Raw genomic sequence first — 19791 nt, 5'->3', positions numbered from 1 at the left:
ACGACGGCGAGCGGACTCGCGTCGCCCCTCCTGGTCGATTAAGTTATTCTCACAAGAGAAGAAAAGAAAGCTGGAGGTCCGCCTGACACCGACAGCCCCTGGGCACTCATCGGTCACGGAGCCAATCAATCTGCCTCCGCCATTCACGCTGGTGAGGCTGCGCGAAAGTCGTGACTCTTTCGCCCATGCCATGCATATCGCCGAAGAGAGTGGGGCAGGTACGCTGACCTACGTGGGGCGGTTCGATCTTGCCGAGTTCGCAGTCGTCCTTGAACCTGGCGAGCCGTTGCGTACCGCGCGCCGCGCTTTCTATGCGGGGATGGTGGCGCTGACCGACGCCTTGCGCGCGTATGCGCCGCCGAACAAGGAGATCGCGATCGACTGGCCGGACGCGATCCGTGTTGACGGCGGCCTCGTTGGTGGCGGGCGGCTCGGCTGGCCTTCGTCCGCAAAGGAGGACGAGCCGCCGCGCTGGCTGGTGTTCGGTGCCATGATCCGAACGGTTGCGATGAGCGACAGGGAAGCCGGCGTTTATCCGCTCGCTTCCGCCCTGGATCAGGAGGGTTTTGGTGAGGCCGGCGCGATTCAGGTGACGGAGAGCTTTGTGCGGCATCTGATGCGCGCTCTCGACGCCTGGCAAGCCGATGGATTCGACGGCATCGCACGCGAGTTTCTAAGTCGGTTGCCGCGTGCGCGGCAAACCACATATGTGATCGCTGACAACGGTGATCTTATTGCCCGCCGGATTGGGACAAACAGGACCGATCGGCACGACCTGAAGAAGGGCTTGCTATCGCCGTCATGGTTCGATTCAATACTCGGAGGACCGCGTCTGTGAAGCTCTTGCGCACCATCGCGCTCGATCCATCCGACACGTTCGTGTTCGACGTGCCGGCGCAGCCCGGCGATTGGGCGGTGTCGGGCGCCTTCCGCTTTTGTAATCGGGATGCAGCGAAGCTGAGCGGTAAGGACCGTTCGGCGTTTCGAAGCGGTTTCCTCGGCGTGCAATCCTGGGGCTGGTCGACACTGGTGCAAATCGTCCCCGCGACTGAAGGCGATCGCCGGACGTTGGTGGAGCTCCTTGCGAAACAACTGGTCGAACGGTTCGGGGCGCCGGACCTTGCAACCGCGCGCCTTGCCGCTGAAGAGGAAGTCGCCTTTGCGCAATCACTCTGCACACATCCCATCAGCGCGCTGATCGCGGTCCACCGCTCGGCGAGCAATGGCGAGGTCCGCGAGTCATTCCGCAGATTGCAACTGCGCGAGGGCCAGCGTCACGGCAAGGCGTTCTCGTTCATGGAAGTGGAGGATGACACCGAGCCCGACAAGGATCTCAATCTTGCGAATATGAGCGAGGAGCCGTCGCGCCGATGAGGGATTTCTGGATCGCCTGCGGCCACCACCTGCTCGATCACAATGCGAGCGGCGGGCTCGTGGTCACGGATGAGTTCCTGAAGGCCTACTTCGTGCGTCCCGAACTGATGCCGCCGAACGACGCTTGCGCGGTCGAACGCAGGTTGCACCAGGAGCTGCTCGCTGACCCGGGCCGGGCAGTCGCTGCGGAGGAGGTAGCTGCGATCGCCGATGCGGATGCGCGGGAGAACTGGCAATTCGTACTGGCATTTCGGAAGCTTCTGCTGCGCGAACCCACGTTGGAAGCGGCCTATCTTGCATTGGTTCGCTCACGTCACGTCAACCTGCCGCCGCTGTTTGTGAACCACCTTGTTCACGTGATCCTGCGAAATGCGCTTGACGGCTGCGAGGACCCGTTCGTGCTGCGCGCGGCCGAACTGTTCTTCCGGCCGCAGCGTATCGTGCCGCACGAACACTTGCTGCTGTTGGGCGACGAGGAAATCATTGGCGGGCCAAGCCAAACGCCCGTGTTGTCGCTGATGTCCATGTTGGGGGCAACAACCGGCGCGGAGATCGACGTCCTCAGCGAGGGGAATGCCGACAGCTACTGGCAGCGCAGCGATCAGTTCGATCTTGCGCTCGATTTCACCGGCGGAACGCGGGGCCCCGCTGCGCTGGCAGAGGCCATGGGGCGCTGGATTACTCATTTGCTTGGATTTGCCGTCGGAATTGAGCCGCTCACCGCCCTGCGCGATGCGAAGCTCACCTGGTATGTTGGGCTCGATGCTGAAGCCACCCGGATGGGCGACCAGCTTTGGCATGGAGAGGCGCTGGACGACCGCACCGCAAGTCGTGTGCTAGCGCTGTTCCGGCTCACTTTTCCAGATTCCAGCCTGGTCGTTGATGCGGTCGGGGGCGAGCCGGTCTACCTGATCCTTGCAACGACCTCCGATCAGCTGGTGCAGATGAAGCCGCAGAATCTGTTGACGGGGTTGCCGATCAAGCACCTGGAGGCTGCAACGTGAGCCCCGGCGCGCTGCCATTGTTGCGCATTCCGGTCGGCGTTGTCGTCGAGCGCCGCAAGGCGGATTCCCCATGGATTGATTTTGTCTGGCGCGGCATCGGCGTCTTGCCGGATGAGTCGGAGATGATGCCGTGGACTGTCCTACGGGCGCAGGAGGGATTGACGCTCTTTTATGCCGGGAACGCCATGGTCGATCTCTATCGCTCGGAAACCGAGCGCTACCGCGACAATCTTGCCACGGGCGCTCCCCGCATCTGGATCGTATTGACTCCCTCCGAGGGCGCCTGGCCCTATGCCGTTTCGGCCGTCACCGCAGATCCAGCGGAAGGCGAGGCATTCACGGAAGCAGGTGCCAATCTGGTCGAAGCGGTGCCAATGCCTGAGATACTGCATAAGGCGATTGAAAATTTCATCGCCGAGCACCACGTCGAGAGGGAATTCGTCAAGCGCGAGCGACGCCGCGCCGATCCTGAGGCGCTTGCGCGGCGTCACCACGACGGTGAGCACGAATGAGCGACGAGCAATTCCTGGCGCGCTGGGCGCGCCGCAAGCAAGAGGCGAAGGCCGGTCACGCTGAACCAGCCCCTGAAGAAGCCGCTGAGGCGCATGGGCCGGCGCTGTCCAACCGGGCCGCGGCAGAGCCGGCTCCCCCGGAGACGGAGCTGTCGAAATTGCCCCCGATTGAATCGATCGATGCTGCCACCGACATCACGGCTTTCCTGCGCAAAGGCATTCCGCAGGAGTTGAGCCGGGCGGCGCTCCGTCGCGCCTGGAGCGCCGATCCCACCATCCGCGATTTCGTGGGGTTGGCGGAAAACGCCTGGGACTTCAACGACCCGAACGCCATGGCTGGCTTCGGTCCGCTGGACTATTCGGCCGAGCAAATTGACGCTCTCGTCCGCCGCGTCGTCGGGGGCGTGGTAGAGGCCGCCGAGGGCCGCCCCAATCCGCGCGAGGCTGCCGAAGACGCCGCGCGATCGGCTCCCGCGGAGGCCGGTTTCGAGCAATCATCAAATCCGGTGAAGGCGATCACGGAACCTCGACCGCTCGGCGAGTTCGCAGCCGCGGAATTGCCGTCGAATTCTACTGCATCGCAACCCGTAGCTGCGAGTGAAGAGACTCCCCTTCGGCACCGCACACATGGCGGGGCGTTGCCCCGGTAGACTGCGACTAAATGCGATAGCCTCAGGCTATGGCTATCAATTGACCGCTCCCGGACACGCGGCTAGTCTTTGTTACGCAAACGCAATCAAGCGCTTGGCCCCCTGGATGGGAGGTCGGCATGCGCGATGCGGGCCTTGAACGAGCCATCGATGCGGCGGGCGGCGTTGCCGAGCTTGCCCGAAAAATCGGTATTGCCCAGCCCTCGGTGTCGAACTGGAACAGGGTGCCCGCGCAACGTGTGATTGCGGTCGAAGGCGCAACGGGTGTGTCGCGCGAAGTGCTTCGTCCCGATCTCTATAGCGAGCCGGCCGCGCCGGACGACGCGGTTGATCCGACCGATGCCGCGCGCGCGCAGGAATACGCGCTGCTTGCAACCTTGCTCTCGTCCGCGCCGTCGGCCGCATTGCTCGAGCAGATCGCGCAACTGCATGGCGATGCGACGCCGCTTGGACGCGCCCATGCAACCATTGCAGAAGCTGCATCGGTAGCGGCCGTATCCGAGGTCGAGCGCGAATATTTTGACCTCTTCGTCGGTCTGGGTCGCGGCGAGTTGCTGCCTTACGCATCCTATTACTTGACGGGGTTTCTCCACGAACGTCCGCTGTCGCGCCTGCGCGACGATCTCGCCGCGCTCGGCATTGAGCGGGTCGAGAGCAATTTTGAGCCCGAGGATCACGCGGCGACGCTGTGCGAGATCATGGCGGGCCTTGCGGTGGCACGCTTCCCAGTGCCAACGGAAGCACAGCGCACATTCTTCGAGAAGCATGTGTCCCGCTGGATGGGACGTTTGTTTGCCGACATGGAGAAGGCGGAAAACGCCAAATTCTACCGGTCGGTCGGAACACTTGGACGAAATTTTCTGGAAATCGAATCCGAGGCTTTCACGTTCGTCAACTGACCAGCGCCGCTGGTCCAGGAGAGATGCGATGAGGGACGAGCAGAGAACGACAGTCGGACGCCGCGATTTCCTTCGCAAGGTCGGCATCGGCACGGTCGGTGCGGGCGCGACGCTGGCAACGCCCTTGATCACGCCTGCTCAGGCGGACAGCGAGACCGACGATGAGAAACGCAAGGCGCGCTACAAGGAGACCGATCATGTGAAGGCGTACTACCGTGTCAATCGCTATCCGGGTTGAGAGGAGGCGGCCGTGCTGATCAGGAGAACACAACAGCGTTCCGAATCCGCTTCACGCGGATCAATCGCGGGAGGTTTGTCCGGGCAAACCAATGGTCTCGACCGCCGCACCTTCCTGCTCCGGTCTGGCCTTGGTGGCGGCGCTCTCGCTGCAGTGAGCACGCTGCCGGTCGGCGGCGTCCGCAAGGCGAAAGCAGCAGTGGCAGGTCCCCTCACATCGGGAGCAACCGTTCGCAAGAGCGTCTGCACGCATTGTTCGGTTGGATGCACCGTGACGGCGGAGGTGCTGAATGGGGTGTGGATCGGCCAGGAGCCGAGCTGGGAGTCCCCGATCAATCGCGGATCACATTGTGCCAAGGGCGCTTCTGTGCGCGAGCTCGTGCACAGCGAGCGGCGGCTGCGCTATCCGATGAAGCTTGTGGGCGGGCAGTGGACGCGTGTCTCCTGGGATACGGCGATCAACGAGATCGGCGACAAGCTCCTGGAAGTCCGCGAGAAATCTGGGCCCGATTCCATCTATTGGCTCGGCTCGGCCAAAATGACGAACGAAGGCGCCTATCTGTTCCGCAAGCTCGGCGCGTTCTGGGGAACCAACAACACGGATCATCAGGCGCGCATCTGCCATTCAACGACCGTTACCGGTGTGGCCAACACCTGGGGCTACGGCGCGATGACCAACAGCTTCAACGATATCCGCAATGCCAAGACCCAGGTCATCATGGGCGGCAATCCAGCCGAGGCGCACCCTGTATCGTTGCAGCATCTGCTTGAGGGCAAGGAGCTTCAAAAGGCCAACTTTGTCGTCATCGACCCGCGCCTGACGCGAACCGCGGCACACGCGACCGAATATGTTCGGATGCGGCCGGGCACCGACATCCCGGTGCTGTACGGCATGATGTGGCACATCCTCCAGAACGGGTGGGAAGACAAGGAGTTCATCCGACAGCGGGTCTATGGATTCGATGATCTCCGGAAAGAAGTGGAGAAGTGGAATCCGGCAGAAGTCGAGCGTGTCACCGGCATTCCCGGCGAGCAGCTCAAGCGCGTCGCCAAGATGTTTGCTACCGAGAAGCCGGCAACGCTGATCTGGGCCATGGGCCAGACCCAGAAGACCGTTGGCACCGCCAACGTGCGGGCCAGTTGCATCGCACTGCTGATGACCGGCAATGTCGGCGGAGCGGGCATGGGCGCCAACATCTTCCGTGGCCATGACAACGTGCAAGGCGCGACCGATGTCGGGCTCGATATCGTCACGCTGCCGTTCTACTACGGGCTCGCCGAAGGCGCGTGGAAGCACTGGTCGCGGGTTTGGGAAGTCGACCATGAGTTCCTGAAGTCGCGCTTCGACTCCAAGCAGATCATGGAAACGCCCGGCATCCCGCTGACCCGCTGGTTCGAAGCGGTGACGCTGCCGAAAGATCGGATCGCGCAGAGGGACAATGTGCGGGCCGTGTTCGTGCAGGGGCACGCCAGCAACAGCATCACCCGCATTCCTGAATCCCTTAATGGCCTGAAGGCGCTCGAGCTGCTCGTCATCGCCGACCCGCATCCGACGACCTGGGCCTCGCTCTCGGTCGAGGCGGGACGCAAGGATGGAGTCTACATTCTCCCGGTTGCCACGCAATTCGAGTGCAAGGGTTCGCGCGTTGCCTCGAACCGCTCGTTGCAATGGGGCGAGCAGGTCGTGAAGCCGATCTTCGAATCGAAGGACGACCTCGAGATCATCTATCTCCTGGCGAAGAAGTTCGGCTTCGCCGACAAGATGTTCAAGAACATCAAGGTCGAGAACAATCTGCCCGAGGCGGAGGATGTGCTGCGTGAGATGAACCGCGGCAGCTGGTCGACGGGATATTGCGGGCAATCGCCCGAGCGCCTCAAGGCGCATATGAAGAACCAGGCGAAGTTCGACATGCTGACGATGCGGGCGCCCAAGGACGATCCCGAGGTCGGCGGCGACTATTACGGTCTGCCTTGGCCGTGCTGGGGATCACCTGAAGTCAAGCATCCGGGCACGCCGCTGCTCTACAACACCAATCTGCACGTGATGGACGGTGGCGGCACGTTCCGTCCGCGCTTTGGCGTCGAGCGCGAAGAGAAGCTGCCCGACGGCACCACGCGCAAGGTCAGCCTGCTCGCGGACGGCTCGTACTCGAAGGGTTCGGCGATCGAGGACGGCTATCCGGAATTCACGCTGGCGAGCCTGAAGAAGCTCGGCTGGGACACGGAGCTCACGGAAGCCGAAATGGCTGTTATCAACAAGATCAACCCGGCCAAGCCAGACGTGGTGTCGTGGTCGCTCGACCTGTCGGGCGGAATCCAGCGTGTCGCGCTCATGCATGGTTGCGTGCCCTATGGCAACGGCAAGGCGCGGATGAATGCGTTCGGCTTGCCCGACCCCATTCCGGTACACCGGGAGCCGATCTACACGCCGCGCGTCGACCTGGTCGCGAAATATCCGACGTTGCCCGACGCCGAGCAGTTCCGGGTGCCCAATATCGGCTTCTCGGTGCAAAAGGCGGCGGTCGAGAAGGGGATCGCGAAGCAATTTCCGCTCATCCTGTCGTCCGGCCGTCTGGTCGAATATGAGGGCGGCGGCGAGGAGACGCGCACCAACCCCTGGCTCGCCGAATTGCAGCAGGACATGTTCATCGAGATCAATCCAGCCGATGCCGCCGAGCGCGGCGTCACGGACGGTGGCTGGGTCTGGGTCACGGGCGCAGAGAACAATTCGAGGGCCAGGATGAAGGCGCTCGTCACCGAGCGTGTCGGCAAGGGCGTTGCCTGGATGCCTTTCCACTTCGGCGGTTGGCTCGCAGGCAAGGATCTTCGCAGCAACTACCCCAAGGGCACCGATCCGATCGTGCTCGGCGAAAGCGCGAACACGATCACCACCTACGGGTATGATCCCGCGACGAACATGCAGGAGACGAAAGTCACTCTCTGCCAGATCGCGGCGGCATAAGGAGCAACGACGATGGCACGTATGAAATTTCTCTGCGACGCCGACCGTTGCATCGAGTGCAACGCCTGCGTGACGGCTTGCAAGAACGAGCACGAGGTCCCCTGGGGCATCAACCGGCGTCGTGTCGTCACCATCAATGACGGCAAGCCGGGCGAACGCTCGGTCTCGATGGCCTGCATGCACTGCACCGATGCGCCCTGCGCTGCGGTGTGTCCGGTGAACTGCTTCTACACCACCGCCGACGGCGTGGTGCTGCACTCCAAGGACCTCTGCATCGGCTGCGGCTATTGCTTCTACGCCTGTCCGTTCGGCGCGCCGCAATATCCGAAGGTCGGCAATTTCGGCTCCCGCGGCAAGATGGACAAATGCACCTATTGCGCCGGCGGTCCCGAAGCCGACGGCAGCAAGGAGGAATACGAGAAATACGGCGCGAACCGGCTTGCCGAAGGCAAGCTGCCGCTTTGCGCCGAGATGTGCTCGACAAAATCGCTGCTCGCCGGCGATGGCGAGATCATCGCCCAGATCTACAGAGAGCGCGTACTGAAGCGCGGCTACGGCTCGGGCGCATGGGGCTGGAAAACCGCCTATCGCGAGACGATCGAGTCCTGAAGCAGGCCGCGGCCACGCGGCGCAGATGCCGAGGAGGAGTTCATGTCGTCATCCGGAAGGTTCATTCCAGTCACCATCGGCGCGTGGGCATTGCTTCTGTTGATCATTGCGGCGCCGGCACCGTCACTGGCCCAGCAGGTCAATCCGACAGCGAGCTCGGTTAACGAGCGGCAGCTGCTCCAGGAAATGGACCGGATCCAGGGGCGCGTCAGCATTCCCGACCAGCGCTCCAGCGTGCTCATGCAGCCGGCTGGCCGCGAGTGGCGTGAATTCCGCAACGTGGCGCTGCGCTGGATTGGCGGGGTTGCCATCCTCGGCATGCTGGCGGTTCTCGTGATCTTCTATTTGACGCGCGGCATGGTCCGTCTGGAAAGCGGACGATCCGGCCGCACAATCGTGCGCTTTTCCTTATTCGAGCGTTTCGTGCATTGGATGACTGCGACCTGCTTTGTCGTTCTGGCGATTTCCGGATTGAACATCACCTTCGGCCGTCCGTTGCTCCTGCCGCTGATTGGCCACGAGGCGTTTTCCGAATGGTCGCAGTGGGCGAAGTATGCGCACAACTACCTCAGCTTTCCGTTCACCATCGGAGTCGTGCTGATCTTCCTGATGTGGATCGCTGGCAACGTCCCGAACAAGGCGGATGTCGATTGGATCAAGCGCCGTGGCGGTATAGTAGGTCACGATCATCCACCGGCCTATCGTTTCAACGCCGGCCAGAAGGCGATCTATTGGATCGTGGTCATCGGCGGAGGCCTGGTGGCGGCCACCGGATATGTGCTGATGTTCCCGTTCTATCTGTCAGGTATCGAAGGGATGCAGTTCGCGCAGATCGTTCACTCCATCGTGGCGATGCTCTTCATCGCGGCGATGCTGGCGCACATCTATATCGGGACGATCGGTATGGAAGGCGCGTTCGAGGCAATGGGCAGCGGCACTGTCGATGTCAACTGGGCCAAGGAGCACCATGGGCTCTGGCTTGAAGAGCAGAATGCGCGCGCCGAAGCGAATGCACGGCCCCGGCCGGCGGCCACCGCGGCGGAGTAGGGATCGCGCGGCCCATAAATGTGCCAGGCGCTTGGTCAGAGCCGCACGCCCGTCGTCGCAAACGCTTGTTGGACGGGTTCCTGGATTTGGTCAAGGACGACAAAACCGGCCGCCGCGATCACAATTGCGGCTGCGCAGGCGAGCAAGAAGGCTTTCATGGCAAGGCTCCGCAGGAGATCGGGGGGTAGTTTATATGAGCGAGCAACCTGCGGACAACTGAATCAGCACGTGTCAAAATCCGATCGTTGGTTGGTCGGTTGGCACGATAGCGCCGCCGAATCTACCACAAGAACGGAGCGACCATAGTCAGCTGTCGAGCAGTAGTTTGACGAAACAACATAGGCAATCATCGCGACTCGTTGGCGCAATCGCTGAGCCGTCAGGAAGAAAACTGTCCGCAGATCATTTAGGTCGCGCCGATGATCGGTACATCGCGCGCCTTTGAATTATGACAAATTTTCTGCTGGCGGCGGCCTTACGGACCGGGCAGCTCGATCCGCGAGCTGGACGAGCACCCGGTCGTGCATGTGGCGTTCAACGACGCCGAGGCTTTTGCCAAGTGGGCAGGCAAGGAACTTCCGACCGAGGCCGAATGGGAATTCGCGGCCGACCTCGCCACTTTGCGCTGTTTCGCGATCCTGGCGACCCAGGTTCGAGCACCCGTGCCCCCGCCTTGAGGCGCTATTCCGACCGCGAAATCGAGCGGCGGGCGTCCCTCATTTCCGCTATGATCAAGCCATGACGATCGGGATCACCGGACCCGAACGGAAGGTACCAAGGCAGAGTGCCGTGGTCGGGCTCACTATTGCGGCCGCTGTCATTGGGGTTTGCCTGATCCTTCTCTGGCTCGCGAGCGACCTCCTCGTCGACTGGCTGTGGTTTTCCTCGATCAATTATCCGCAGGTTTTTTGGACGACAATCGGTGCGAAAACCGTCATCTTTCTTGCGGTCTGGACCGGAACCGCCATCATCCTTTGGCTGAACGGATGGTTCGCACTGCGCTTTGCCCGACGGCGGTCGACACAGCTTGTCACCGCTTCGGTGTGGAACTTCGCGGTCAACGCGCCGCCAGATTTGCTTGCGCTTTTACGCGATCGACTGCCGTGGTCCCGGTTGATCGTAGGTGGGGCAGCTTTGATCGCTCTGCTCGTCGCCGCCGCAGAAGTCGGCAACTGGGGTGTCTTCCTGCGGTTTGTCTATCAGGTGCCATATGGCGCAGACGATCCGCTCTACAACAAGGACATCGGCTTCTATCTCTTCTCGCTGCCCGCCTATATCCTCATCAAAAACTGGATCATGCTCGCGCTCGTTCTCAGCGCGCTTTTCGCCGCGGCGATCTACTGGGTGCACGGCGATATCGAATACGACCTTCATCGTCGATCAATGTCGTCGATGGCGATTGCCCACGGCTCAGTGCTGCTCGGTCTTTTCTTTGCGGTGAAGGCCTGGTCCTATGGTCTTGATCGCTATCTGCTGCTCTACGGCGACAACGGTGTGGTCGTCGGCGCAAGCTACACCGATGTCCACGTGAGGCTCCCGGCCTTGTGGTTGATGATCGGACTTTCGGTCATCGCGGCGTTCGCCACGTGGGCAAATTTGCGGGTGCGCACCTACCGGCTTCTTGCCGCCGCGTTCCTGCTTGTCGTGATCGGGTCTTTCGTGCTGTCCAGCGTGATTCCCGTGCTGTTCCGGGAGTTCTTCGTCAAACCAAGCGAATTGGAGCTGGAAAGGCCCTATATCGAACGCAACATTGCGCTCACCCGGCAGGCTTACAATCTCGATCAGATCGCAGCCAAGCCGTTTGCGGCGGAACAGAAGCTTAGCTTCAAGACGCTCGACGCCAACAAGGCGACAATCGACAATATCAGGCTGTGGGACTGGCTGCCCTTGTCGGACACCTACGCGCAGCTGCAAGAGATCCGCACTTACTACAAATTCCATGATCTTGATGTTGATCGCTACTGGCTCGATGGCTCCTACCAAAGCGTGATGCTCTCGGCTCGCGAATTGCAGCCCTCCCTGCTGCCGCCCAATGCCCAGACATGGGTCAACCGCCACGTGCTGTTTACTCACGGCAATGGCGCGGTGATGAGCCCGGTCACGCGCAAAAGCACCGAGGGGCTACCGCTGCTCTATTTGCGGGATATCCCTCCGGTTGCGGATGGAGGCCCCAAAATCCACGAGCCGCGCCTCTACTACGGCGAACGGAGCGACAACTACGTCATCGTCAAGGGGAGCACGCCGGAGTTCGACTATCCGAAGGGAAAGGACAATGTCTACGCGGCTTATGACGGTACGGGCGGCGTTCCGATAGGAGCGATGGTGTGGAGAGGCCTGTTCGCTTACTACTTCAACGACCCGAACCTACTGCTCTCAAGCTACATCACGACCGACAGCCGTATCATGATCCGGCGCAATATCGGGGAAAGAGTACGAACGATCGCCCCGTTCCTCAGGCTCGATCACGATCCTTATCTGGTCATCAGCAATGGGCGGATGTTCTGGATGCAGGACGCCTACACGGTGAGTTCCTACTTCCCCTCCGCGCAGCCGGCGCAAGACGAGGATATCAACTACATTCGCAATTCAGTGAAGGTCATCGTCGATGCCTATAACGGGACCGTCGACTTTTACCTGATGGACACCGGCGATCCGATTGCAGCGACCTATAGGCGTATCTTTCCGAGCATGTTCAAGCCATTCTCGGCCATGCCGGCGGATATGCAGAGGCACATTCGCTATCCGGAGGACCTGTTCCTGATTCAGGCGCAGCTCTATCAGAGCTATCACATGGAGGCCGCTGACGTTTTCTATAACCGCGAGGATCTCTGGCAGTTCCCGCGCCAGCCGGGCGGCGGCGGCATTGCGACGATGGCCCCATATTACATCATCATGCGACTGCCCGGCGAGCCGCAGGCCGAGTTTTTCCTCATGCTTCCCATGGTGCCAAGCCGCCGCGACAATATGATCGCGTGGCTCGCCGCGCGTTGCGACGCACCCGACTACGGCAAGCTGATTGTCTACGAGTTTCCCAAGGAGAAGCTCGTCTACGGGCCGTTCCAGATCGAAGCGCGGATCAATCAGAGCACCGATATATCGCAGCAGATCACGCTGTGGAATCAGATGGGCTCGCGGGTGATACGCGGTGCGAACCTGCTTGTGATCCCAATCGAGAACTCGATCCTCTATGTAACGCCGCTCTATTTGCGAGCGGAGCACGGACACCTGCCGGAGTTGAAACGCGTGATCGCAGCCTATGGTGAACATGTGGTGATGAAGGAGACGCTCGACGAGGCCTTGTCAGCACTGTTTATCGAGCCTGGCGCGGTGCGGCCGGTCTCGAACACGAAGGAGGAAATTCCTGTCGCACGCCCGTCGGCAAGTCAGGCACGGGAGGCGCTCGACCGTTACAATCATGCCGTTGAACGATTGAAGTCCGGCGACTGGAAAGGCTTTGGCACGCAGTTCGACGCAATGCGCGAGCTTCTGGAGGAAATGAACCGGCACGCCACGGGCCACTAGCGTCGCGGCTCCTTTGGCGCTCATTGGAGAACACAGGGGCTGCATAGTTCGGGCTGAACACGCAACGAAGAGAGGCCTTGAGCTTGATGCGATACAGGCGGTGTTTGCACTCGCGGTACGAATGCCACTGAGAAGCGAGGTGGACCGCAAGCAGGTCGAGCCGGATCTCCCCTGTGAACCAACCGACAGGCCCACTGTCGCGCCTACTGCTGTGGCCACTGACTGAGTTCATCTTCAGTTACAACACGCTCGAAATTCTCGGTTTTGCTTTTGATGCGGTATCGAATGCGTCCGTCCGCCTCAATCGGGAGGCATGCAACAATTGTGTAGACGGTCCGTCCGCCATTGTCGGCGCGGCCCTGCGGTCGCTGGGCTTGATGATGAACGTCGTCGTTGATCGAGAAGATGTAGGGCATTGTGTTCCTTACAGCATTTGGGGCGCGTGCGCCGCACAGAGAAGCCCGCCGGCCCGCTGATTGCAATCAAGGTTTTGCGGGCCGTGAACAGTCCCTTCGAGAAGGCCGCGGAACCCGAGGCCAGCCGCGGCGCCCTCTCATCTCATTCCCGTGGCAACCCATGCCACCGGTGGTATGGTGAAGGGGTTCGACCTATTGAATGACTTGATGGCCGCGCCCCGAGGGGGCCTTTCCAAGACATCGCTGGATCGAATTTGCTCACACGGATTGTGGGTAGCGAACTCTTTCGTGGGTATTGTTGGAGACGGATAATGGCAACGGGTGTCGTGAAGTGGTTCAACGGCCAGAAGGGCTTTGGCTTTATTCAGCCGGACAATGGTGGGCCGGATGTATTTGTTCACATTAGCGCCGTCGAGCGTGCGGGCCTTCATGGACTAGCCGAAGGGCAGAAGGTCTCCTTCGAGGAGAAGACCGATCCGAGGCGCGGAAAGACGAGCGCTGAAAATCTGAAGACCCTATAACATCGGTCGACGCTTCGGTTTCACGGATGTACTGAGAAGCAGGCTACAGGGGGGATATCATCGCCGACCTGCGGCGGAGATGCCGCACGATTGTTCGTTAAGTTTTATCGTTCATCCGCTAGGTCGCGGAACTTAGCACCAGCGGCACCGTCCCCAGCGTGCGCAGCAGCCGCCGCAACCCCCGCAGCCACCGCAACCACGCACAGCTCGGCAACCACGGCAGCCACGGCAACCACCGCAACCTCGGCGAACAACAACAGCGGCTAGCTGCACGTCGCTTCCAGCATTTTCCTTATCGAAGAGATAGAACGTGGCGAGACTGACGTCGGCCATTTCCTCTTCGCCAAGAACGAAGCGCTGATTGGGCGAGATGTTGTCAGAATGCGGGATATGAGCAGTGGGTATCGTGTGCGCGGATGCGCTCCCCGCCAGCGAGAGACCCAGTCCGGCCGTACCGAGTGCCGTCACGGCGGCGGCTTTGGTTGCGCGTGCGTGCTTCGCAGCTTGCTTCACCCGTGGCATGGTCGCCATCCTTTCGGAAGTTGTCGTGAAAGGGTCAGCTTGACGTAGCAAGTGTGCCTGTACGTCTAGAAATGCGACCTAGCGCATTCGGTTCCCCTTCGCGCGCGGGTCTTTTTGAGTTACAACTGGTGGTGGACCTGACTGACCGTCTGACGATGTCCGTTAACAGGGGCAGAGCGGAAGTTGGACTTCGCGGCGGTCAGTGCAGCTTTTGACCCGAAGCCGACAGGTTCGAACAGCTGGCGCTTTCCGCAAGGCTCCAGCCAGCGAGGCGACTGCGCAAGTGCTGCTCAAGAATTAAACGTCGATTGGCTTTTAATCTGGTGAGCGCGTAAAGGGTACAAACCGCACGAGGCTGGCGGCGCGCGTTGTTGTCTTGCCCGGGCCGGTTTTTTCCACCACCGTGAGTTGCTGAGTGGTGTAGGCAGGTCCCACCGGCATCACCAGCCGGCCACCCAATTTGAGCTGCTCAATCAGCGGCGCCGGTACGTGCCCGAGCGCTGCGGTGACGATGATTGCTTCAAAAGGACCGCAATCGGGCCAGCCAGCATAGCCGTCGCCAAGCCGAACGCTCACATTGTCATACGCGAGGTCTTTGAGCGTTTTGGCTGCGGCTGCGGCCAACTGCGGGATGATCTCGATGGTGCAGACCTTTCGCGCCAGGTGCGCAAGGATGGCAGCCTGATAGCCCGAACCCGTACCGACTTCGAGCACAACATCATCGGGCGCGACGTAAGCCAGCTGAGTCATCAAGGCCACGATGAATGGCTGCGATATGGTCTGGCCGGCGCCGATCGGAAGCGGCATGTCTGCGTATGCGATGGAGCAAGATCGCTCAGGGATGAACAGATGGCGTTGTGTTTGCCCCATGGCCTCAAGGACTCTCCCCGACAGCCCCTGCTGTCCCAAAACACTGACGTGGGACCGGGCGTAAGACCGGATGGTTTCGACCATGGCGGCGCGTTCGAGGACGCATTGCGCGTCCTGTGCGGTCACTTCGCGCACGACGGTCACCATAGAAAGCACGAGCAGCAGCAAGGTCCTCATGAGCCGTCTCCCCGATCTCGGTGGCGCTGCGGCGACAAGGCCGGTTGCGACGCACCCGCAGCAACCAGTCATGCCGGCGCTTGGGTCACCATCTATCTATGACGCGCGGTTGAGAAAGATCGGCAACCCCTGCTTGTTGCCGTAGATGGGGCGATAGCGCTCCGTGTTGTAGCTGCTGGCGACGTCCAATTTGCGCGGGCCGAGCTTGGCGTCAGGGATGGGCACGAGGTCGTAGCAGCCCTCTACCAGCGCCGACATGAGGCCGGTCTTGCCTTCCAGGATGGCATCGTAGGCCATGTTGCCGAAAGTCAGGGCCACAAGCTTGTCGATGAAGTCCGGATCGCCCGATCGCAGGTCGTAGGTGAGGTCGGAGGTGATCGTCTCCTCGCCGGCGCGCCGCCTGATCTCGTCGGCAAGCGATTCCGCCACGTTGGCCTTCTTGCGGTGACCGTAGGCGTCAGGCTCGCCGTATTCCTGCAGGTTGAAGCCCTCCCACTCGGCACCCTCGCTGAGCACGATCAGCGCGTAGTTGCTTGGGTTCGCTCGCTTCTCCTCGAGGAGCAGCTGGATCAGTTTGTCGAGGTTGACCTTGTACTCCGGTATGACGCATCGTATCGAGGTCGCATACGCGGCGTAGAGCGCTGTGAATCCAGCATCGCGGCCAAAGACGCGGAAAATGCCAATTCGCTCATGCGAGCCGACAGTGGTGCGCTGTCGCTGGATGGCATCGCTGGCGCGGGTGATCGCGGTCGAGAAGCCGATGCAGTACTCGGTGTTGCGGACGTCGTTGTCCATCGTCTTCGGGATGGCGATGATCTTGACGCCGAGTTCGTTGAGCTTGGCCGCATAACTGAGCGTGTCGTCGCCGCCGATGGCGATCAGGTGTTCGATTCCGAGCCCCGAAAGGTTCGCCAGCACCTGGCCGGTGAGGTCCCAGGTCTTGGTTACGATGCCGTCCTTGGTACTCAGGGAGACTGGAACGTCCCTGCCGACGAGATGATCGGGCAGCTTTTGTATTCTGGACGGATTGATGCGGCTCGAGTGCAGCACGGTGCCGCCGCGCCGGTCGATAGTGCGAGTGTTTTCACGGTTGAGCGGGATGACATAGTGAGACCTGCTGGTCGGGTCCTCGAGGTTCAAGTGCGTGAGGGCCTCCCAACCACGGCGGAGACCGACGACCTCGATGTCGTTCTCACTGCCGCGATAAGTCACGCTCTTGATGACTGCGTTGAGGCCGGCGACGTCGCCGCCGCCCGTGAGAATGCCGATGCGTCTTTTCGCCAAGCCAAACCTCCCAGCATTGGCAGGTCGTAATAATGCACAGCGCAGCTTCGCTACTCGGCCGCCTCCGGCTTGCGCTCCTCACGCAGCCGAAATCGCTTCACGAGTGCGGATACGGTGTCGCGGAAGCCGCCATATTCCAGCTCAGAATATGGCAGCATCGCAGCGCCGGACCAGCCCTGGCTGGGCATCTCGATTGCCTTGCGTTGCGCGCGCCGGCGCACCTCGTCCCACGCCGGGTTGTCGAAGAAATCGGTATAGGACTCGGAAAAGCGGCCGTCCTTGTCGACCGAAAAGCCAGCGCAAGAAACGATCGGCAGGCAGTACATGCCAGTGACCGGTGTATTGAGCGGCACGGGCATCAGCGGCATCACATGCGAGCCGCGCGCATCGCCACCCACGAAGTGTGCCTTGGCGAAGGGCGAGATAATCTCCTCGGGCGCCGGGAAAATTCCCTGGTTCCTGATGATTGCGACCGGATCGTCCTTGCCGGTGTACTTGCCTGCGATTGCGTGAAGACGTTGCGCCGACACGGCGGCGGCAACCTCGCCATATGTTTGAGAAACGATGCGATCAATGCCAAAGCGCTCGTTGTCGCGGAGCAGCGCGGCAATGTGGTAGTTGTCCTCGGGCGCGTCGAGTTCGATCACGCTGTCGCCCGCCGTGTGGTCCATGTCGATGACATGGAAACGGAATCCCTTGATCATCGGGGGTAGCATCAGCCCGGCGCAATACATGGGATCAGCGAAGGCGAGGTAGAGCGGCAGGTTATAGGCGCCGGGGCCGCATTTGTCGGCGGCGAACACCATGAATGATTCCGCGGGTCTCGGCCCCGAGAGGCTGTGGTCGAAGCTGAGCTCGGCGACGCCCGGGCCGGCACCGCGAATGTTTCCGGAAGGTGCGTCTGCGAGAAGATCCTGGCCGGCGCCGTAGAGACCGGAAGTCCTTGCAACCGAAGTGGCCGTAAGAAACGCCTTCCAGGCGAGTTGATGGATCTCTGAGCTCCCCTCGCCACGTGTGTGCGTCATGATGATCGCAATGTCGTCGCCGGTGTGGCAGACAAAACCGTCGATCAACAGACCATTGCAGATCGCCTTCGCGACCTCGCCCTCGACAGCTGCCATCATGCGTGAAGATGGCTTCGTATGCCCGCCGACTGAGCCAACGTCAGCCTTGATGACCGAAAGAGTGAGTCTCATGAGCATTCTCTCCGACCAGCACAGCGCGACGCCTCTGCGCGGGCTGCGCCGGGGCGACGGCGCTGCTCATACGCCGGAAGAACGTCTGATGCTACGTTCGGTTCCGCAGATGCCCTTCCTGCTCGAAAAATTCGGGCTCATCCGCTTCCCGAGATCTTCAACCACCTTAGGGATCATACCAGAACCGATAGGATAAGTAGATCATGCGCATCATTTTCTGCGGTGCACGAGTCCGGTTTTGGCCCGCGTGATACACGCCGGTGCAGTCTGACGATTTCCGTTCACAGGGGTAGACCGGAAGAGAGCGGCATTGTCCGCCGCTTGTGCCCGCACTGTAGGTAAGAAGGTGTCGAAACCACTGGAGAAGCGGCAGCCCAAAGAGCTCAGCAAGCGCCAGCTTTACGCCATACTAGCTGAGGCGGTCAGGAATACGGACTAAGAGCTAGCCCGCGAAGCGCGCCCGCCCTCCATAGTCCTGAAACGGGAAATGATATTGCCCGTCAGAATGCGGCGTCTATTGCAGATCGTGCCAAGATCGGGAAAGTTCGGCAATCTATGACGGCGTGTTCCGCCCGTGAATACACCGTATGGTTGGCCCAGAACAAAACGGGCCACGTTGTCATTTCAAACTAGGCCACTGTCGCCGGAAACAGGCCAGTGCCAAGACTTTGACAGTGGTCCGACCAGATCGACTTGCTTGAGGATGGGAGACCGCTTGGCCTATTACACAGCCCCTCAAAAGTGACCAACGGAAGTTATTCGCATTTTCGCAGTGCCGTCATCATCTTCTCAGCCAGCAACAACAACGGCGACGGTCTCTACCTCGTCGTCGCGAGTGCCAGAACTGGTGCTACCGATACTGGAAAGAAGGTAAGCCGCGCTGGCTCGGTCTAGGATCGCTCAAAGACGTGTCGCTAAAGGACGCGCGGCTTGCCCGCGACGCAGCGCGTCTTCGTGTCAAAGGCGATCGCAGCGCACCCGGCGTCGACATCGTGTGGAGAAGCGAGCGGCGCCTGAGGAAGCGAAAGCCGGAGAGACCAAGGTCACCCTGCCTACTTTCGAGCTGTGCGCCGAAATCTACATGCGCAAGCACTGGTCGATCTGGAGCACGAAGCATCGCAGTCAATGGCCGTCGTCGCTCAAACGGTACGCTGGCCCGACAATTGGAAACTCACGATCCCAGAGATCAAGCCTAGCCACGTCTACGAATTGTTGCGGCCGATCCGGGTTGAAAAGCGAGAGACGGCTACAACTTTCAGAACAATGCGCCATCTAGCAGGACCTTGGGGGCGATCCGAAACCGCCGGTCGTCTCCCTAAGGAGGGCAAGAGCGTCGCGCGTGCCGTGAGTGAGACGGGGACATCCTATCGAGAAACGTTCTGCGGGGTGGACTTGAGCGTCGTAGCTCACTTGATCCTTCCGCTGCTGTCTGATCCGTTAGTGCTCCCAATCAGCATGATCCAAGGCATTAGAAAGCTGAAGTAAAAGTTGCGACAATTGTTTTTTGTCGGCGATTGGGAAATCTTTGAATAGCCGAGCCTCGCGCTTACGCGAGGCTTCGGCCATTCTAGTGGCGAAATCTCTACCTTCGCGGGTAAGCTTGGCGATAGCGGCTCTGCCACGGGAGCGAGTCTGCTCGATCGAGATCAGCCCTCGATCCGCCAGGATGGCGAGACTGCGACTTGCTGCAGCCTTGTCGACGTCGGCAGCGTCGGAAAGTTCACTGACATTGAGGGATTCGATGCTCTTGAGCGTCATGAGAAGACGCCATTCCACGATGCCGATGTTCCAGGCCGCGCGGTAATACGCAGTCGCGCCTCTGTTGAGGCGCATGCCGAGGGTCGACACCAGCACGGCCACATGTTCACGGGCCAGCATTCCGGCATTCCGGGAACGTTCGTCCGAAGCTTTCTCCCTCTCGAATTTCTTGGTCGCCGGCATTTTCGAAGATCTCCAATGGACTTCGTTCCAAGTCCCGCATTTTGCAGC

Annotated in this window: 20 protein-coding genes and 1 pseudogene; 15 read left to right on the top strand and 6 right to left on the bottom strand. The window is 60.8% G+C overall.

Annotated elements, in window-relative coordinates:
• Positions 1-130 precede the first annotated feature (130 nt).
• From AB7290_RS35305 to AB7290_RS35260, 10 genes are all read left to right on the top strand, one after another.
• A complete protein-coding gene (locus tag AB7290_RS35305; RefSeq protein WP_085403337.1) occupies positions 131-838 on the top strand; it encodes a biotin/lipoate--protein ligase family protein in 708 nt (235 codons plus the stop codon).
• Entirely contained in the window at positions 835-1374 is a 540-nt protein-coding gene (locus tag AB7290_RS35300; protein WP_063985312.1) for a DUF6505 family protein, read from the top strand. Before AB7290_RS35305 ends, AB7290_RS35300 begins: the two co-directional genes overlap by 4 nt.
• A complete protein-coding gene (locus tag AB7290_RS35295; RefSeq protein ID WP_085403300.1) occupies positions 1371-2378 on the top strand; it encodes a DUF6352 family protein in 1008 nt (335 codons plus the stop codon). The genes AB7290_RS35300 and AB7290_RS35295 overlap by 4 nt, the downstream gene beginning before the upstream one ends.
• Positions 2375-2890 (top strand): DUF3305 domain-containing protein, encoded by a 516-nt coding sequence (locus AB7290_RS35290; RefSeq protein WP_071916335.1) that lies wholly within the window; start codon positions 2375-2377, stop codon positions 2888-2890. Before AB7290_RS35295 ends, AB7290_RS35290 begins: the two co-directional genes overlap by 4 nt.
• Positions 2887-3540: a DUF3306 domain-containing protein gene (locus AB7290_RS35285; RefSeq protein ID WP_085403301.1), complete on the top strand. Its 654-nt coding sequence runs from the start codon at positions 2887-2889 to the stop codon at positions 3538-3540. Before AB7290_RS35290 ends, AB7290_RS35285 begins: the two co-directional genes overlap by 4 nt.
• A 119-nt stretch (positions 3541-3659) precedes the next feature.
• Positions 3660-4439 (top strand): molecular chaperone TorD family protein, encoded by a 780-nt coding sequence (locus AB7290_RS35280; protein WP_085403302.1) that lies wholly within the window; start codon positions 3660-3662, stop codon positions 4437-4439.
• A 28-nt stretch (positions 4440-4467) separates the two neighbouring features.
• Positions 4468-4677, top strand: a complete 210-nt coding sequence (locus tag AB7290_RS35275; RefSeq protein WP_063985307.1) for a twin-arginine translocation signal domain-containing protein — start codon at positions 4468-4470, stop codon at positions 4675-4677.
• Between the two features lie 12 nt (positions 4678-4689).
• Positions 4690-7638 (top strand): formate dehydrogenase subunit alpha, encoded by a 2949-nt coding sequence (locus AB7290_RS35270; RefSeq protein WP_063985306.1) that lies wholly within the window; start codon positions 4690-4692, stop codon positions 7636-7638.
• 12 nt (positions 7639-7650) lie between these two features.
• Positions 7651-8247, top strand: a complete 597-nt coding sequence (fdh3B, locus tag AB7290_RS35265) for a formate dehydrogenase FDH3 subunit beta (RefSeq protein WP_063985305.1) — start codon at positions 7651-7653, stop codon at positions 8245-8247.
• Between the two features lie 42 nt (positions 8248-8289).
• A complete protein-coding gene (locus tag AB7290_RS35260; RefSeq protein WP_063985304.1) occupies positions 8290-9294 on the top strand; it encodes a formate dehydrogenase subunit gamma in 1005 nt (334 codons plus the stop codon).
• A gap of 35 nt (positions 9295-9329) precedes the next feature.
• Here AB7290_RS35260 and AB7290_RS35255 read toward each other — a convergent pair whose 3' ends face one another.
• A complete protein-coding gene (locus tag AB7290_RS35255; RefSeq protein ID WP_256376430.1) occupies positions 9330-9452 on the bottom strand; it encodes a hypothetical protein in 123 nt (40 codons plus the stop codon).
• A 306-nt stretch (positions 9453-9758) separates the two neighbouring features.
• Here AB7290_RS35255 and AB7290_RS35250 point away from each other — a divergent pair.
• Together AB7290_RS35250 and AB7290_RS35245 are read left to right on the top strand one after the other, a co-directional pair.
• Positions 9759-9902 (top strand): annotated as a pseudogene (locus tag AB7290_RS35250) (SUMF1/EgtB/PvdO family nonheme iron enzyme); the annotation flags it as partial.
• Positions 9903-10032: 130 nt separating this feature from the next.
• Positions 10033-12816 (top strand): UPF0182 family membrane protein, encoded by a 2784-nt coding sequence (locus AB7290_RS35245; RefSeq protein WP_085403303.1) that lies wholly within the window; start codon positions 10033-10035, stop codon positions 12814-12816.
• 203 nt (positions 12817-13019) lie between these two features.
• Here the strand turns inward: AB7290_RS35245 and AB7290_RS35240 are convergent, their stop codons facing one another.
• Positions 13020-13232, bottom strand: coding sequence for a hypothetical protein (locus AB7290_RS35240; RefSeq protein WP_085403304.1), 213 nt, complete (start codon positions 13230-13232; stop codon positions 13020-13022).
• Between the two features lie 311 nt (positions 13233-13543).
• On the opposite strand from AB7290_RS35240, the gene AB7290_RS35235 reads away from it, so the two are divergent.
• Positions 13544-13753 (top strand): cold-shock protein, encoded by a 210-nt coding sequence (locus AB7290_RS35235; RefSeq protein WP_038945713.1) that lies wholly within the window; start codon positions 13544-13546, stop codon positions 13751-13753.
• 837 nt (positions 13754-14590) lie between these two features.
• Here the strand turns inward: AB7290_RS35235 and AB7290_RS35230 are convergent.
• The 3 genes from AB7290_RS35230 to AB7290_RS35220 all read right to left on the bottom strand — a co-directional run bounded on the left by AB7290_RS35230 (position 14591) and on the right by AB7290_RS35220 (position 17802).
• Positions 14591-15322, bottom strand: a complete 732-nt coding sequence (locus AB7290_RS35230; protein ID WP_084795290.1) for a protein-L-isoaspartate(D-aspartate) O-methyltransferase — start codon at positions 15320-15322, stop codon at positions 14591-14593.
• 96 nt (positions 15323-15418) lie between these two features.
• Positions 15419-16606 (bottom strand): 6-phosphofructokinase, encoded by a 1188-nt coding sequence (locus AB7290_RS35225; protein WP_085403306.1) that lies wholly within the window; start codon positions 16604-16606, stop codon positions 15419-15421.
• A 50-nt stretch (positions 16607-16656) separates the two neighbouring features.
• Positions 16657-17802, bottom strand: coding sequence for a fructose-1,6-bisphosphatase (locus AB7290_RS35220; RefSeq protein ID WP_085403307.1), 1146 nt, complete (start codon positions 17800-17802; stop codon positions 16657-16659).
• Here AB7290_RS35220 and AB7290_RS35215 point away from each other — a divergent pair.
• Positions 17801-17998 (top strand): hypothetical protein, encoded by a 198-nt coding sequence (locus tag AB7290_RS35215; protein ID WP_135217087.1) that lies wholly within the window; start codon positions 17801-17803, stop codon positions 17996-17998. The two genes, AB7290_RS35220 and AB7290_RS35215, sit on opposite strands and share 2 nt — an antisense overlap.
• Positions 17999-18524: 526 nt before the next feature.
• Positions 18525-18998, top strand: coding sequence for an Arm DNA-binding domain-containing protein (locus tag AB7290_RS35210; RefSeq protein ID WP_343287581.1), 474 nt, complete (start codon positions 18525-18527; stop codon positions 18996-18998).
• A gap of 241 nt (positions 18999-19239) precedes the next feature.
• On the opposite strand, the gene AB7290_RS35205 is transcribed toward AB7290_RS35210, so the two are convergent.
• Positions 19240-19743 (bottom strand): MarR family transcriptional regulator, encoded by a 504-nt coding sequence (locus AB7290_RS35205; protein ID WP_085403308.1) that lies wholly within the window; start codon positions 19741-19743, stop codon positions 19240-19242.
• Between the last annotated feature and the right edge of the window lie 48 nt (positions 19744-19791).

Source organism: Bradyrhizobium sp. 613_E4_N2_2 (assembly GCF_052075995.1).
Lineage (GTDB): Bacteria > Pseudomonadota > Alphaproteobacteria > Rhizobiales > Xanthobacteraceae > Bradyrhizobium > Bradyrhizobium barranii.
This window is presented reverse-complemented; position numbering and strand designations above follow the sequence as displayed.

Coding starts and splice junctions, on each gene's coding strand:
- AB7290_RS35240 (WP_085403304.1), bottom strand. CDS start 13,232: ATGCCCTACATCTTCTCGATCAACGACGACGTTCATCATCAAGCCCAG.
- AB7290_RS35205 (WP_085403308.1), bottom strand. CDS start 19,743: ATGCCGGCGACCAAGAAATTCGAGAGGGAGAAAGCTTCGGACGAACGT.
- fdh3B (WP_063985305.1), top strand. CDS start 7,651: ATGGCACGTATGAAATTTCTCTGCGACGCCGACCGTTGCATCGAGTGC.
- AB7290_RS35220 (WP_085403307.1), bottom strand. CDS start 17,802: ATGAGACTCACTCTTTCGGTCATCAAGGCTGACGTTGGCTCAGTCGGC.
- AB7290_RS35280 (WP_085403302.1), top strand. CDS start 3,660: ATGCGCGATGCGGGCCTTGAACGAGCCATCGATGCGGCGGGCGGCGTT.
- AB7290_RS35275 (WP_063985307.1), top strand. CDS start 4,468: ATGAGGGACGAGCAGAGAACGACAGTCGGACGCCGCGATTTCCTTCGC.
- AB7290_RS35260 (WP_063985304.1), top strand. CDS start 8,290: ATGTCGTCATCCGGAAGGTTCATTCCAGTCACCATCGGCGCGTGGGCA.
- AB7290_RS35235 (WP_038945713.1), top strand. CDS start 13,544: ATGGCAACGGGTGTCGTGAAGTGGTTCAACGGCCAGAAGGGCTTTGGC.
- AB7290_RS35295 (WP_085403300.1), top strand. CDS start 1,371: ATGAGGGATTTCTGGATCGCCTGCGGCCACCACCTGCTCGATCACAAT.
- AB7290_RS35285 (WP_085403301.1), top strand. CDS start 2,887: ATGAGCGACGAGCAATTCCTGGCGCGCTGGGCGCGCCGCAAGCAAGAG.
- AB7290_RS35230 (WP_084795290.1), bottom strand. CDS start 15,322: ATGAGGACCTTGCTGCTGCTCGTGCTTTCTATGGTGACCGTCGTGCGC.
- AB7290_RS35215 (WP_135217087.1), top strand. CDS start 17,801: ATGAGCATTCTCTCCGACCAGCACAGCGCGACGCCTCTGCGCGGGCTG.
- AB7290_RS35255 (WP_256376430.1), bottom strand. CDS start 9,452: ATGAAAGCCTTCTTGCTCGCCTGCGCAGCCGCAATTGTGATCGCGGCG.
- AB7290_RS35245 (WP_085403303.1), top strand. CDS start 10,033: ATGACGATCGGGATCACCGGACCCGAACGGAAGGTACCAAGGCAGAGT.